We start from the raw sequence: 15,373 nt of genomic DNA, 5'->3' as shown, positions 1-15,373 counted from the left end.
GCAGAGATCGAAGGTTCCTTTATATGTTTTTCAGGTGTATCAGGCTTGTATTATACGCACGACTTAGAGCGCACTTCCACCAAACAGGAAACGGTACTCCCAGTGTTTGCCGGAGATATCGCTGATGGTTACACCGCCGCCAGCGTTGGAATACGTGTGCAGAATTTTGCCGTCACCCAGATAAATTCCCGTGTGGGTAATGGTCGCAGTGGATTTGTTCACACTGGAGTACGATGATGCCGAGGTGCCTTTATAGGACATAAAGTACATCAGATCACCGCGTTTCAGATTTTTCCAATTGGTCTTAACAGTTCCATTAGCTTTCACATATGCTCCTTGCTTACGTGAATCGGACGGAAGCTTGATTCCGAGTGCATCAATAAATGCCTGACGTACAAAGCTTGAACAGTCGAACGTAGCTGTACTGGTACGACTAGCTCCAAACTCGTAGGGTGTCCCCCTATATTTCATGCCTGCCGCAATCACTTTCTCCACAGAAGCACTGCCTGTAACAGACGAACCGCTTGATCCGGACCCGCTTGTGCTGCCACTTCCTGTGGTCGTGCTGCCTTTCACGGCTTGTGTATATTTTGAAGAAGAAGATATGTATCCTGTCCGGTTGCCGGAATCCTTTACTTTATACCAGCCTGAGCCGGAATTTTGAGTTACCGTTACCGTTTCTCCTTTTGGCACCAAACGAACAATGCTTGCGGAAGAAGATGGTGATGTACGCAGGTTTACTCCCCAGATGACTTTAACTTTTGAATTCTCAACTGCGGCTGCCGATGCCGGTGTCATTAATGCTCCTGCTGTCAGACTTCCCATCAGCATCGTTGCTGTTACACTCGCAGTAATGATCTTGCTTTTCCAGTTCATGATGTCGTGTTCCCCCTGATGTTACAGAATTTTAACCTGGCCTCATTTGCCGGGCTTGCCCCATTGTAAAACGGGCTGTCCATAACGATCATCAGCCCAAAGTCCTGTATTCGATCTGGCAGGCTAGAGCACTAAGAATCAGGGAAACATCTCACACCAGTTGGCTAAAACTACCGTTAATCACTTCTTTTTCAAAGGTTAAATTATTGTAACTATTTGCTGTGCTTCGTTTTACGCAGAAAAGTAGCTTAAGCCTCGCATCACTTAGGACATGTGTCATATGACCTATATTTTAATATTTAAATTCTATAAATGGTAAACATTACTATGGTTCATTTCTCGATCCAGTTGCTTACATGAAGAACTTAAACGCCTCCAACATGCAAAAAGCCGGAGATTTCTCCCCGGCTGTACTCTGTTTCAATATGAGTTGATTATGGCTCAATGCCCCATGCGTTGACTCCGCCAATATAAGCGGTCACCTTGTTCCAGGCAGTGAAGGCCGTTTTGGCAGCATCGAAAGAGTAGTCATTGGTCTGATCAAAATTCGTCCAGTTGTTCTTCGAGAAGCGACCTTGGATAATTCCCGTCTCCGCCCCCGCTGCCAGACTGCCTGCCCCGGATTTAAAACCAATCTCCAGATACGTATCCGCTGTCCCTTTTGCCGGATCTACCGTCACAAAATGAGCTTCAACGTTGGCACTGCCAATCTGAGCGTAATCACACCAGAAACTCAGATCGGATGCACTATCCTTCGTAAAGTAATACCGCACCTTCACCTGGCTTAACTCCACTGCTGTCGTGCCTGTGTTCTTGATATTGAACTGCGGGGTCACCGCATTGCCTGACGTCCCTGAACCTCCATTGCGGTATTGCACTTCAAGTGCACCTGTTGTTACAGGAGGCGCTGTTGGGGTCACCGTCACGACATTGGACAAGGTCTGCCCGCTTGCATTTACGGCCACCACTCGGTAATTGTATGCGGTACCGTTCACTGCCGTGGCATCGGTGTACGTTAGTGCCGTCAGTCCTGCAGCCAGATCGGCGTAGGCTCCACCTGCTACCGAGCGTTGTACCTTGTAACTTGCAGCTCCGGTCGAAGCGGTCCATGTCAGTGCAGCCTGATTATTGCCTGCGGTTCCCGTAAGGGTTAATACTCCCGGTACGGACGTTCCCGCTTGTGGAGTAGCGGATGCTTGAGCAGACGGCGCCGATTCACCTGCCGTATTCACTGCGGTCACCACATAATAGTACGTTTTGCCATTGGTCAGTCCTGTATTTGTGAAGGTCGAACCGGTTACCCCCGTTGCTACGGAAGTATACGGGCCACCGTTCACCTCTGCACGTTTTACCGTGTAAGAAGTGGCACCCGGTACAGCATTCCAGTTCAGAACAGCCTGCTCACTGCCTGCTGCCGCTGTCAGCCCCGCCGGAGCTGCTGGCACTTGGATCACTGGACCTCCTGCGTCCCCGAGGAGACGATCATATTCGCCATATGCCGTAGCCATATCCACCTGTGACCAGAAGCGGTGATACGTAAAGGTTGGTGCGCCGTTTTCCCATTTTTTCGTTGTTGGATTATAAGACGTTTTGTACAGGTTATCCAGATAAGCCCATGCCGGATCTTGCTTGATGGCTGGACGCAGGTCAGAATAGCCAATGTATACGCCATTCCCCCCCTTGGCTGGATCGGAAGGTACACCTGCCGTGCCCGGAATGGTGTTGCCCTGCCCGAAGGTTCCCGTCCAGTTTGCCGGAATGTAAATCTCTTTGGCGAAGAAGCGGAAGTAGTCTTTACGGACTTCCTCGGTCACGATCCCCACACCATCATTGTAATCCCATGCTGTATTCAGCAGTTTCTCGGCCATATCTTTGGCTTCCTGTCCTTTGTTACTGAGTACGCCGCTTTCCGCCTGAGTCCCCGCAGCAAAGAACGTCAATGCTTTGATATAGCTCCCCAGCACACCTGTATCCTGAGCAGGATCTTTGGTAACCACATGGAAATTCGGATTGTTCGTAAAGGAACTGAACCCATTCCACTTGTCCGGCTGCCCCTGCCATTCCTGGCTGCCTGGAATCCAGAATTCGCCCGGTGCAGGTGTAGTGGCAACCTGTGCGTTGGTACCGCCAAGAATCCGTTGGCCCGCCGCATTCAAATAATATCCTTGTGCATCCGTCACCGGACGCTCATCTACGAATACATAATCCTTGGCCCAGTCAACCCACTTGGTGATGACTTTTTTGGCCATCTGGAAGTTCTCAGAGCTGAGGTCTCCGCTCTCGGCAAGAATGTAATACATCTCCGCTACACGTTCCAGCGACCAGGCTTGGAATCCGAACCACGTGTTGGAGTCGGGATCACGATATACCGGAGCTTCCTGATAAGCCATGTCGTAGAACGTACTGGTTCCGGCAGGATACGCTTTGTAGGAACCATCAAAACTGTTCGTCGCTCCGCCGCCAATCGCCCCTTCGTGAGACTGTAACCAGGTGTAGAATTCCAATTGGCGCTTCAGCGATGCATTCCAATCGGCCTTGGCTGTTGTCGATTTGGGAATCAGGCCACCTGCCGGATCAGACAAGGCATAAGCTGCCACCGGATTCTGGTATGCCTGATGTGTATGACTGGCGCCAATCCGCCAAGCCCAGTTGCCGCCCTCACCAAGTCCGCCGCCCCATGAGGTATACCACGCCATGAGATACATATTGGAATCTTTGCCCGTACCGGCCGTCGGTGTGCCGTTCTTGGCACTTCCGATCTTCTGGAAGTACTTGTCGTGCATCCCATAGCGCAGATAGTCACCCATCTTCTTCGCTTTATCCAGATACGCTGTATTGGTGTAGCCCATCTCCTTCGCCCAATACAGTACCTGCACTGCACGTGCGTCAGCATCCGTTGCGTTGGTATAACGCCACTGGGCTGCCGGTGCCTGGGTCTCCTTGGTGAACAGGCTCATGAAACCTTCGCCCGTTTTGCCAAACGTTTTATTGTCCTGAGACGGGTGTGGAATGGCTTCCCATACGGACTCCTGCTCTCCACGCTGGAACGTATTCACGTAAGCCGCTGTATGATTCGGATTCAGCAGATTACCATATCCGTACCAGTTATCCACATCCAGCAGCCAGTGCATCAGGTACGTCTGATTGTTGCCATAGGAAGCTTTCAGCTCGGCATCCAGCGGGTCTTTCCCGGCTGCATACTGCCCGTTAATAGCTGAAGGATATTGATCCGGAAAAGGTTTTTCCGCTGCATAAGTGGCCGGGCTGTTCGGATTGTAATAACTCATCGTAGGCTGCTCTTCCTTGCCGTCGCCTTCATTGACAGGGATGATGTATTTCTCCATGCTGTCCCAGGCCGCTTCCAGTTTGGACCAATCGCCCGTATAGTGACCGTACATCGTTTCCAGCCAGAGCCAGTAACTGTACGCCTCGGATGTCGTCATGTGCCCATAATCCGGTGCTTCACTCATCAGTGTTTCAATGGAATGATAGGGAATGCCCTCTGGAGAAAAATAACCGTTTGCCGGATCTTTCAGCTGATCATACAATTGCAAAAATCGCGCTTCATTGATTCCGTCCGCCTGAGCATCAACGGTCTGCTCCTCGGCATAAACCGTTTGGGGACCTACCCACAAACCGGTGTACCCGGTCAGCATAACGGTCCCTACAAGCATGGCAGACAAGCTTTTTTTGGCAGCTGATTTCAACATGTATATACCTCCCTGGAATGGTGAATTCAATTTGAATTACTCTGGGTCTGCACATGCTGTTGATCTGATTTGTTATATTGATCTACCTTTAAAGTTACGGCTCGATGCCCCATACCTTCGTACCTCCCTGATATCCCGTTATCTGATTCCAGGCAGTGAAAGCCGTCTTGGTTGCATCATAGGAATAGTCGTTCCTCTGATCGAAATTGCTCCAATTGTTCTTGGAAAAGCGCCCCTGGATCACGCCCGTCTCCGCTCCGGCAGCCAGGCTTCCAGCCCCGGATTTGAAGCTGATCTCAAGAACCGTATCGGCTGTTCCCTTTGCCGGATTCAGCGTGACAAATTTGCCTTCAATATTGGCACTGCCGATCTGGGCATAATCACACCAGAAGGTCAGATCCCCTGTGCCGTCCTTCGTAAAATAATACCGCAGCTTCACAGTACTCAAATCGATCGGTTGAGTCCCTGTGTTTTTCAAATTAAACTGCGGAGTCACCGCATTGCCGTAAGCACCTGATCCTCCATTACGATACTGCACCTCAAGCGTGCCTGTCGTTGCCGGAGGCACATTCGGTGTCAACGTCACGATATTGGACAACGTCTGTCCGCTCGCATTCACCGCGGCAATTCGATAACTGTACGCCGTGCCATTTACCGCTGTTTCATCGGTGTAATTCAGCACTGCCAATCCAGTTGCCACATCGGCATATACGCCGCCCACAACGGAGCGCTGTACCTTATAACTCACAGCTCCCGTTGCTGCCGTCCAGGTCAGAACCACTTGTGCATTGCCTGCTGTCCCGTTTAATGTCAGCATCCCCGGCAGAGACATTCCAGCCTGCGGCGTGGCAGAGACTTGTGCAGATCCGGGCGATTCCCCTGCTGAATTCACAGCCGTCACCACATAATAATAGGTTCTTCCATTCGTCAGCCCTGTGTTCGTATATATCAATCCATGTACACCTGTCGCGACAGAAGTATATGGCCCACCACTCACCTCGGCACGCTTCACCGTGTACGATTCTGCCCCAGGTGATGCTATCCAGTTCAATGTTACCTGAGCGCTCCCTGATACAGCCTGCACCCCCGAAGGTGCAGTAGGTGTAACAACTGGTGTGACACCGGGCTCCTGGCCGTATATCCGTATTCCGGCATCGTAGACCGGAAGATATGTGCTCTTCGCCACATTGCCTGTGCCCAAGCCCTGGAATGAATGATCATTATTTACATTCCATGCGCCTTGCGGGCCGGTAATGCGGAACTGAACCTCTTTGCGATAATGTCCTTCCCCGCCTGGATAGATCTTAGTCCCGGTAAAGTCCGCAGTAACCGCATAAATTCGTTTCGCTGCATCAACCACAACCGGTTGGGATACAGTCGCTCCCTCGGCATATGAGGTTGTAACATGGACATCGGAAACGGTATATCCTGCAGCGTATACTTCACTCAGATCCAGGAAATAACGAAAGGACAACTTATCCCCCATTCGCGCAGGCCAACCCGAACGGTTGTTCAGTTGAGCCTTGATTTCCGTGTAATTGGAACCGGACGCTTTCACGGCAGCTTCGACAAAGAACTCATCCGTCTTCACCTCGGGAGCCGGGAAATTCGCAATGGGCTGATCATGCTGGCCGAACAGCAGATTCATCTTGGCTAACGCGCCTGTAAATCCTGCATTGTAATCGGTCGCCACCTCATTGCTGACATAGTCACCAATAGAATCGGTATAGGCATCCGAGGCATCCGGTCCACCAACCATCGCGCCGTACAACGTGTGACGATGCTCGGAAGGTACATTTTCATTGTTCGTCCATGAACTGTGGGAGGTCCGGTGATGTGGGTGTTTAGGCGGATTCTGTCCATAACCGACCACATAGCTGCTCTGGCGAGGATTTTCCCCCAGAATATAGTTCATTTGAGAGACGGCAAAATCCTGATACCTTGCTTTCTTCACCGGATCACTGACCCAGTCGGAATACACAAAAGCAATAAAGGATGCATTCGCTGCATAACGGAGCGATCCCCATGTATCAAGCCAGGCAAGCCCGCCCGGTGTATACTTGATTCGTTGTCCATTCGTGCCTACGGACCAATAATCCAGATTGCGTTCTGTTGATTGAATGAACCGTGTCGCTTCAGGCATGTTCAGACTCGACGTAATGCGAGCCAATAGAATCTGGGCACCGTAATGTTTGTCATCCCAGCCTTGGGTCCATGTATAAGCCCAATTCCCGTTCTGTCCATCCGCCTGCCACAGATTCGCCGTAGCAATCGCCTTGGACAAGTAAGCGCTGTCATTTGTCGCCATATATAACCATGTTGCAGCCCAGGCGAGTTCATCATAGTAACCTGTCCATGAATTGTAGAACGATTGGGCATCTGTAATGCAATCCGAATATTTGCCTCGATACGTATCGGCAAAGCTGTACAGCTCCTTGGCATGCTTGAGCAGCTTGTTGGCATACGCCGGGTCACTGTCCCGGAACACGATGGATGAAGAAGCGAGTGCCGCTGCGGTTTCTCCCGCAAGCTCACTTCCCGGACAGGATGCATCAATCTTAAATGCAGGACGACTCATCTGCATCACTTCAGCCGGTCCCCACCAGGCATGGTCCGTATTGCCCGCTCCGACCTGTCCCCATAATTCATTTGGTTTCGTGTGCGCTTTCACAAAATAATCTGTCGCCCATTTCAAATTATCCTTAATCTCTTCCAATTGTCCTGCCTGTTCATACCCTTCACGGTATTCCACAACAGACCAGGCAAGCATCGTAGCAGAATAGGCCATAGGCAGACCGAATTTCACATGATCTCCAGCATCGTACCACCCTCCGGTCAAATCAACCCCAACATCCGATCCGTCATTTAAGCCGGAATCACCACGCCATTCAACTCGGTTGTCCTCCGGCAATTTCCCGGAACGCTGGGTTTCATAGAAATAAACCGCCTTCTGCAATGCTTCCGCATAGTTATGGTTCCCGGCAGCCGCATCTGCCTTGCCATTCCATGCCTGTATGGATGTACTTCCTGCCAGCAGCCCTGTCGATAACGCGAAAATAGCGACTCGTCTCCACCAGCTTCCCTTCATCTTCAACCATTCATCTCCTTTTGCAATCGTTATCTCGTCATTTTCCAATTACACTGATGTAATAACCCGCTCCTTTCTATGGTGTGACTCCATGTATTTCCACCATTAATTACCATTATAGTCTTTTGTTTCAGTTGCAATATCAGCGCTGGTGACTTCTGAAATAACATTGTTGTGACATGTTCGGGCAGTGATATGACAAAAAAAAGACCGCTTCTCATATCGCATGAACGCGATATGAGAAACAGTCCTGATAATTCGTATCACCCTTGGTACAGGCTGAATTATGATCAATTCCATTATTCAGTCTGAACACCCGTCTTTTGGATCGTCTACACTCTAAACTTGTTGATTTGCTCCTGCAACTCTTCTGCCATTTTGGACAAAGAGCCCGCGGATGAAGCAATCTCTTCCATCGAAGCCAGCTGCTGCTGGGTTGCCGCAGATACATTATGCACGCCACCTGCTGCTTCCCCAGCAATGTTGGAGATCTGATCCACGTACCCTACAACTTCATTCGTACTTGCTGACATTTCCTCCGAACCTGCGGATACTTCCTGAATTTCACCAGCAACCTTGTTCACTACGTTTGAAATTTGCTCAAATGCTTGTCCTGCCGCGGTTACAATCTCAATTCCGGCCTCCGTTTCATTGCTGTTCACTTTCACAGCCTGCACGGCATGATCCGTATCCTTTTGAATTAATTGCACAAGATCCGTAATCCGTTGTGCAGATGTAGAGGACTCCTCTGCCAGCTTCCGCACTTCTCCAGCTACGACCGCAAAACCACGCCCGTGCTCACCTGCACGTGCCGCTTCAATCGCTGCATTCAATGCAAGAAGATTGGTCTGACGAGCAATATTGTTGATAACCTCGGTAATCGTACCAATCTCTGCGGAACGTTCTCCCAGCCCTGTAACCAGTTCTGTCAGTGAGGCAATGGAATTACGAACAGAACCCATCTGTTCAACAGCCTGCTGAATAATCATATTTCCTTCGGCAGACTGATTCGCTGCATCAACAGCAGATACGGATACACTTTGAGCAAGCTCGGCAATTTGTTCCGAACCAAGAGCCATTTCACTCATCGCCTGGGAAGAACGCTTCACCATATCTACTTGATCGGATGTACCCACGGCCAATTCTTCAACCGTTTCGGAGATCTGTTCCGATGCTCTGGTGTTCTGTTCTGCACTTGCCAGTAGTTCTTCCGAGGAAGCGGCTACCTGTTCGGATGTCATCGATACAGATTGAATCATCTCCCGCAGGTTGCCTGTCATCGTATTGAAGGAATCAGCCAGCGTTCCCAGTTCATCCTTGTTCTTGAGAACGATCTTCTCACTAGTCAGATCCCCACCTGCAATCAACATCGCCGCTGCATTCATCTTCTGAATTGGACGTGAGATGATGCTTGCAATAAAGAAGGCAATAAACATAGCCATCAGGAAAGCAACAATGGTTACTCCCAAAATAATATTAAATGCTTTTTCGGCCAAATCAACCGATGCATTCGTAGCCGAATCTGATCCTTCATTCCCCATTACAATCAATTGGGCAATAGTATCGTTGGCTGAATACCATAATGAATATGCCGCAGTGTGTAGTTTGCTGGCTTCGTTGTAATTGTTATTCAAGCCTAATTCAATGAATGCGGGCATTTTTGCGATATAGCTCTCGTAGTTCGTACTGAACTCATTGTAAAGTTTCATTGCCTCTGCATTGTCTTCAATGAAGACTAGCAGCTGTTTACGTTCATCCTCAATCTTGACCAGGAGCTGCTCCAGAGCTTCATTCATCTTGGCAGTTTCATTTTCATCCTGTTCAACAATGATGGCCAGAGCAAGCCGCTCCACATCGGATATGTCCCCATTCATCTGGCCCAACAAAGATACACTGGGCATCCATGTCTTGTCCACATCATCGGCTTTGTTTGACATACCATGGATTTGGGTGAGCGCATATATGCTGACAAAAGCAAGCAACGCCACAACCATTAAAAATCCAGTCAGTAACTTCATCCGAATTGTAAATCTAAACTTCCCCATCACGTTTCCCCGCGAACCTTTCATATTCCCCACTCCTTAGCTTTAGCGCATAACTATATAATATATCGACACCTATCGTCATGAATTGTAGATATCCGAATTCGATTTTCAGAAATTTCATGTAACTCCGAAATTAACGCAAAAAAGCCCCAACTCTTTGGCTATGCCAAGGAACTTGGGACTCTATATGAATGTACCTCTCATCTCAAACGTATACGTTCCAGAACTAACGAAACACCCGCCGATGAATGTTAATGAAGAAATCGGGAATCGACTTGGTATAATTACGCGTAGCAATCAGGATTACACTGACCAGACTACCCAGAATGAATCCGCCCAGAATATCCCCAGGATAATGTACACCTACGTAGACACGCGAGACTCCTGTCAACACAGCAAGCAACAGCATCCATGCTCCGAATCGTCGACCGATAAAAAACGAAGCTGCAGCGAGCGCGAATACAAAGGAAGCATGTTTACTTGGAAAAGATAGATCTGGCACATGCGGAACCAGTTGATTCACGGTGCCTTCTACAAACGGCCTTGGATGACCAACCGCAGGTGAAATTCCCCATTTTGCCAGACCCAGCGCTATTATTGAAGCTACACACGCATAAAACACAATTCGTTGCTTAGACGGATTACCAAGAAACCACACAATCACAAGCAGTCCTATCATAACCCAGACCGCATATTCAGCCGATGTAATCATAAACCAGTCCAGAAACGGAATTCGGTCTGCAAACTGGTTGATCCAATTAAATACAGATTGATTCATAACAGTCGTTTAATACCTCCATTACACAAAACACGATTATTTTTTACATAATAAATATACACTAACTATTTGTCAAATATATCGCCTGGTAGCCGAACTTTCGAAATCAAAGAGGACATTTCTCTTACTTTTTGTTAAACTAGTTTGGGTTACATAATAGTTCATTCATAGAAAGGTGAAGATTATGCTTAAGAAATGGTTATGGGGGACATCCCTAACCCTGGCACTTGCCATAGCAGGTGTCATTGTATATTACGGATACTCGATCGTTCATTTTGCTAATAGCATCTCAACCGCTTCGGACACCTCCTCTTCTGACAAAAACAAAAATACAGACACCCCAACTCCCCCTGTTCCCAAATGGGAAGGAAAGGAACGAGTTAACATTTTGCTGCTTGGAGGTGACACCAGAGGAGATGATCCGGGCCGTTCAGACTCAGTCATGGTTGCGTCCATTGATCCGGTATCCAAGAAAGCCCATCTTTTCTCTATACTGCGGGATACATATGTTGAGATTCCTGGACATGGCAAGAGCAGACTCAATGCAGCCTTCTCCTACGGTGGTGCGGAATTAACTAAACAAACGGTCGGTGACTTGCTTGGCATCCCTATACAGCATTACGTGTATACCGATTTTATCGGATTCATGGCGCTGGTTGATGCTGTGGACGGGATCGACATTGATGTGGAGAAAGACATGTATTATACCAGCAAGGCAGATAAACATATGTACGATATTGACCTCAAAAAAGGACTTCAGCATATGGATGGCAAGACTGCCCTGCAATATGTCCGGTTCCGGCACGATGCCACCTCGGACTTTACGCGTACCGAACGGCAGCGGATTTTCATGACTGAGCTGGCCAAGAAGATGCAAAGCACCACTTCGCTCTTCAAAATCCCTGATATATTGGAAGCTGTCGCTCCATATATCGAGACAGACCTCAGTCCAACACAAATGTTAAAACTGGCTTCGCTCGGATTTGATATTAATGTGAATGAAATTGATAAACAGCAGATTCCTCCTAACAAGCTGCTAACCAATGAGCTTGCAGGTTCTGCTCAGGTACTCGGTGTGAATAAACCGAAGCTCCAGGCATACATTCAGAATCTGTTTGAGGAAGATGCCACATCTTCAGAGGATGATTCAACGAAGGTACAGGACTTACACTGAATTAAATGAAAATGAAGCAATGATAGCATATGCTAATTTGATTAAAAGACGGCGAACGCCGTCTTTTTTTGTACCTATTTCCCCCATTTAATGCAGCCTTAATGTTCAGCATGTACCCTTAAATGATGAATTCCGGTTACATAAGGAGGATTACACGTGAATAAACCGCGAATCGTGGAATGGACACAACTGCGCGGCCTTGCATTTCTCGCCATTGTGATGCAGCATAACATCGCGGAATATATATATCGCGCCGATATTGAACAACCTGACTCCGTCATGCTGACCATGATTTATCACCTGACTCGTTTTGGTACCCCGACATTCGTCTTTCTGTCCGGTGTAATGCTCTTCTACCATCACAGTCACACCAAACCGGATTACCCCCGGTTTATCCGCAAACGGTTTGGAGATATTTATGTGCCCTTTGTGGTATGGACGTTCATCTACTGGTTGTTTGTCCGGGTATTTACCCCTGAGTTCTGGCTTTCGGGTATGCCGGACTTCCGTAGTCTCGTTCGTGAACTGTTCCTTCCCCAGACGGGATATCATCTGTGGTTTGTGATTATGGTGTTTCAGTTCTATATTTTGTTCCCCCTGTTTCTGTCGGGAGCCAAGTTCATTCAAAGACGTATTGAAAAAGTGACTCGTTTCACCCCGATGCAATCGATTATTACGTTGGTTCTCATTGGAATGGCATTATACACATTGCTTATGAAATGGTCCTACTACGATATGGCAGGATGGACAGCATCTCTGCCACAGCCCTGGGCAGACATGCTTCAGTATCGATCCTATTCATGGATTATGTACTGGTTCTACTTTTTGCTGGGTGCAGTATGCGCGTGGTCCGTGGATAGCTGGAGGGGTTGGACTGCGAGGGCATTGCCCTGGATGGTCTGTCTGTTTATCGGAATGTACATCTGGCTTGGATACGATGTGCTGCGGGGATCGGGGGATGTTGTTAACCTGAATATCTCAACCTATCTTAAACCGACGACATTTATTATCATCATGGCTCAGATGTTTATGTTCTATGGGTTCCTGGTACTGCTGCGAGGCAAAGATACCCCATTTCAGCGTCTCCTGACGTGGATTGGCCGATATTCGTTTGGAGGCTATCTTGTTCATGCACTGGTTCTCTACTGCATCGCGTATATTACCCGGCCACTTACGCTAACGGAATGGCATCTGCCCGTAACATTGTTGTCGTTTCTCGTCACAGTGGCGACGGCTCTTGCCATCAGCTGGGGACTGTCCAAACTTCCTGGTTCTCGCTTTACCGTAGGATTACAACGGAAGAAACGCCCAGGTCGTCGCTTGCATCATACTGTTATTCCGGGCACGGGCAGAACAAGTTCACCCGAGCGCAATCCGTCAGCCAGCGCCAATCGCAGTCCGGAAACCAGCCAGTCTTAGTCGTATAGAAAAAGCGTCTCCCTTGTGGAAGACGCTCTTTTTTACTTCACTTCTGTAGAAGCGGATTTTCCCGGTACAGGTTCGTGAGGACCAGGGGCTTGGTGTGCATTGCCCTTCTGGTTAACGAATCTTTTCAGGTCACCTGTCAATTGCTCCTTCAGCTTGTCAACCAGCTGCGTTTCGCTAATACCTTTTGCCTGAGCAATTTCAGCCAGGGACTTCCCGCTCTGGAGCTGCTGATGGAGCTGTTCCGGGGTGATGCCGATAAAGCGGGCAATAGCGCCCTTGTCCATCATCGGACGTCTGTTACCATGGTGAGCAAAATCACGTCTTAATTCCCGCAGTGGTGTATTGATTACCTTTTTCAGCTTGGTATCCATACCCGCTTTGGCTGCTGCTGCCTGCTCCTTCGTGAGACAGCCTTCTTCGGCTGCTTTATCCAATCGCTGAGAGAGGGAAGGCTTCAGCTTCTCCAACAATTGATCTTCACTAAGTCCCTTGCGTTCCTTGGCAATTTGAGTCAGCGTTTTGCCAAGCTCCATCTGTTCCTTTAAGTCCCGGAGCCCAATGCCGAGCAGATCTGCGGTTTCTCCAATCATAAACAGGCCGTGACCTGCCTGCATACATGGCTTGGTCTGATTCGTGGAGGAGGATGGTGTCGCCGTATGATCTTCAACAGATCCATTTGGATCAGCGAATGCCGTATAGCCGGTTGCTGCTGTTATAAATACGGCTGCCAGTCCGGCCGCCATCCATTTCTTCCAATTGTATTTCATTTCTCTTCTTCCTTTCGTATGTCAAAATCCTGTGCTTTCTTAGTTTGAGCCTAACTTCCGCTTTTTTATGCCATAAAAATACAAAATGTCATTGTTTTTTTCACAATTCATCACAAAACCTCCTATTTTTTTCTATTCTTTTCCGGTATACTGAAAGTAACTTCATGATCTAGTCAAATAGTCCTTAATCACTTTATCACGGGAAGGGCGTAACCAAACGATGCGGAGAGAATGGTTTGATCCGTTTAGATCCGATGTGGAGGTGGTGTTCGCTGCGGCAGAGCAGCTGGTACAGAAATATCCTGAACCAATGTCAGAACATGCACTAGAACAAATTCATTTGGTCAATCCTTTGTTACGAGATTCGGGTCACAGCTACATCGGCTACATTATTCCGTTGTGGTTGCAGCTCTCGGATGGACTACCTCCAGAGAAAGCACACAAACTGAGTACTGCCTGCCTCATGCATATGTTATATTTTTTGAATCAGGATGAAGTTATGGACGAACGTCCCGAAGATGTGACACTGAAATTGTCACTGGGTAATCTGTATTACGTCGATGCCATCTGTGCCTATTCAGAGCTATTCAGTCTTTCTTCCCCGTTCTGGACGTATTTCAGACAGTATGTCGAGGATTGGGCCATGAGCGTCACCGGTGAGAACTCCATCGATTATTTCAAGAGAAGCCCGCTTTTAATTGCCCAAAAAGCCGCCCCACTTCAGCTTGGAGCTGCTGGCTCACTGCTTCTTTTGGAACAGAAGCATCGCATTACTCCGGTATGTTCTGCCGTCAACATTGCGCTGATGACTCTCCAGATGACAGATGACTTTACAGACACGAAACAAGATGCTGTGCATGGAAATTACAACAGCTTCCTCTCCCACATATCCGCAGCACTGGAACATAACTATCCGGTTCATCCTGTAAGCGAACGTGTACATGACAATGTATACAATACTCAATTCATGAACTCCTATGTAGACATTGCTCAGCAATATAACCTCAGACTAACATCTTCTAACTCTGGTTTTTCGCATCTTGAAGCGTTTAATTCCTACTTATGCGACATTCTGGGACAAGCTGTTCAGGACATTGAGCAGCACAAAAAAATGCTTCTTCAAGGCGGGTTTCATTACTGGATCAGCGAGAAACAACATTTGTCCTAATCATAATTGAAGAGCTGGTACAGTTGAATTTTAAATATGAAGGGAATGTTGACGATGATGGTATCAGAGAAAACGTTGCACGAGGATATTATTGAAAAGGCCTGGACAGATGAGCACTTCAGACAACAACTGCACTCCAACCCGAAGCAAGCGCTTCGTGAAGCATTTGGCATTGATATTCCTGAGCACGTTCAAGTCCGTACCGTTGAAGAACAACAGAACGACTATGTTCTCGTAATTCCTCCCAATCCATCCAAAGTACAATATGATGTGAATTGCGGACCGTGGAGAAGCTAAACGAATTAGATTGAATATGTGAATTGAATCAGAAGGGGTAGC

General features: G+C 48.1%; 10 protein-coding genes. 4 read left to right on the top strand and 6 right to left on the bottom strand.

Going from position 1 to position 15,373, the window contains the following annotated elements:
* Window positions 1-63: 63 nt before the first annotated feature.
* The 5 genes from QP794_RS15395 to QP794_RS15375 form a co-directional block, all read right to left on the bottom strand.
* Window positions 64-876 carry a C40 family peptidase gene (locus tag QP794_RS15395; RefSeq protein WP_285077910.1) on the bottom strand — a complete coding sequence of 271 codons (813 nt, stop codon included), beginning with the start codon at window positions 874-876 and terminating at the stop codon, window positions 64-66.
* A gap of 434 nt (window positions 877-1,310) precedes the next feature.
* Window positions 1,311-4,586, bottom strand: a complete 3,276-nt coding sequence (locus QP794_RS15390) for a glycoside hydrolase family 48 protein (RefSeq protein ID WP_285077909.1) — start codon at window positions 4,584-4,586, stop codon at window positions 1,311-1,313.
* Between the two features lie 94 nt (window positions 4,587-4,680).
* A complete protein-coding gene (locus tag QP794_RS15385) occupies window positions 4,681-7,674 on the bottom strand; it encodes a glycoside hydrolase family 9 protein (RefSeq protein ID WP_285078035.1) in 2,994 nt (997 codons plus the stop codon).
* A gap of 332 nt (window positions 7,675-8,006) precedes the next feature.
* Complete coding sequence (locus QP794_RS15380; protein WP_285077908.1) at window positions 8,007-9,743, bottom strand: methyl-accepting chemotaxis protein; 1,737 nt, start codon at window positions 9,741-9,743, stop codon at window positions 8,007-8,009.
* Between the two features lie 202 nt (window positions 9,744-9,945).
* The gene (locus QP794_RS15375; RefSeq protein ID WP_285077906.1) at window positions 9,946-10,497 is read right to left on the bottom strand and encodes an undecaprenyl-diphosphatase; all 552 of its coding nucleotides are present in this window, start codon (window positions 10,495-10,497) and stop codon (window positions 9,946-9,948) included.
* A 184-nt stretch (window positions 10,498-10,681) separates the two neighbouring features.
* On the opposite strand from QP794_RS15375, the gene QP794_RS15370 reads away from it, so the two are divergent.
* Window positions 10,682-11,671 carry an LCP family protein gene (locus tag QP794_RS15370; RefSeq protein ID WP_285077905.1) on the top strand — a complete coding sequence of 330 codons (990 nt, stop codon included), beginning with the start codon at window positions 10,682-10,684 and terminating at the stop codon, window positions 11,669-11,671.
* A 156-nt stretch (window positions 11,672-11,827) separates the two neighbouring features.
* On the top strand, window positions 11,828-13,090 hold the full coding sequence (locus tag QP794_RS15365) for an acyltransferase (RefSeq protein WP_285077904.1): 1,263 nt from the start codon (window positions 11,828-11,830) through the stop codon (window positions 13,088-13,090).
* A 41-nt stretch (window positions 13,091-13,131) separates the two neighbouring features.
* Here QP794_RS15365 and QP794_RS15360 read toward each other — a convergent pair whose 3' ends face one another.
* Entirely contained in the window at window positions 13,132-13,866 is a 735-nt protein-coding gene (locus tag QP794_RS15360) for a hypothetical protein (protein WP_285077903.1), read from the bottom strand.
* Window positions 13,867-14,086: 220 nt separating this feature from the next.
* On the opposite strand from QP794_RS15360, the gene QP794_RS15355 reads away from it, so the two are divergent.
* A complete protein-coding gene (locus tag QP794_RS15355; RefSeq protein ID WP_285077902.1) occupies window positions 14,087-15,034 on the top strand; it encodes a hypothetical protein in 948 nt (315 codons plus the stop codon).
* Between the two features lie 36 nt (window positions 15,035-15,070).
* Window positions 15,071-15,331, top strand: coding sequence for an NHLP leader peptide family RiPP precursor (locus tag QP794_RS15350; RefSeq protein WP_256984551.1), 261 nt, complete (start codon window positions 15,071-15,073; stop codon window positions 15,329-15,331).
* The last annotated feature ends 42 nt before the right edge of the window (window positions 15,332-15,373 follow it).

Origin of the sequence: Paenibacillus sp. UMB7766-LJ446, assembly GCF_030226665.1 — a bacterium.
Classification (GTDB): domain Bacteria; phylum Bacillota; class Bacilli; order Paenibacillales; family Paenibacillaceae; genus Paenibacillus; species Paenibacillus vandeheii.
Note: the sequence above shows the minus strand (reverse complement) of the source record. Positions and strands in the feature narration are given on the sequence as shown.

Bases quoted from the DNA above. Each gene is read 5' to 3' on its own strand.
- QP794_RS15395 (WP_285077910.1), bottom strand. From the start codon at position 876: ATGAACTGGAAAAGCAAGATCATTACTGCGAGTGTAACAGCAACGATG.
- QP794_RS15390 (WP_285077909.1), bottom strand. From the start codon at position 4,586: ATGTTGAAATCAGCTGCCAAAAAAAGCTTGTCTGCCATGCTTGTAGGG.
- QP794_RS15385 (WP_285078035.1), bottom strand. From the start codon at position 7,674: ATGAAGGGAAGCTGGTGGAGACGAGTCGCTATTTTCGCGTTATCGACA.
- QP794_RS15380 (WP_285077908.1), bottom strand. From the start codon at position 9,743: ATGAAAGGTTCGCGGGGAAACGTGATGGGGAAGTTTAGATTTACAATT.
- QP794_RS15375 (WP_285077906.1), bottom strand. From the start codon at position 10,497: ATGAATCAATCTGTATTTAATTGGATCAACCAGTTTGCAGACCGAATT.
- QP794_RS15370 (WP_285077905.1), top strand. From the start codon at position 10,682: ATGCTTAAGAAATGGTTATGGGGGACATCCCTAACCCTGGCACTTGCC.
- QP794_RS15360 (WP_285077903.1), bottom strand. From the start codon at position 13,866: ATGAAATACAATTGGAAGAAATGGATGGCGGCCGGACTGGCAGCCGTA.
- QP794_RS15355 (WP_285077902.1), top strand. From the start codon at position 14,087: ATGCGGAGAGAATGGTTTGATCCGTTTAGATCCGATGTGGAGGTGGTG.
- QP794_RS15350 (WP_256984551.1), top strand. From the start codon at position 15,071: ATGAAGGGAATGTTGACGATGATGGTATCAGAGAAAACGTTGCACGAG.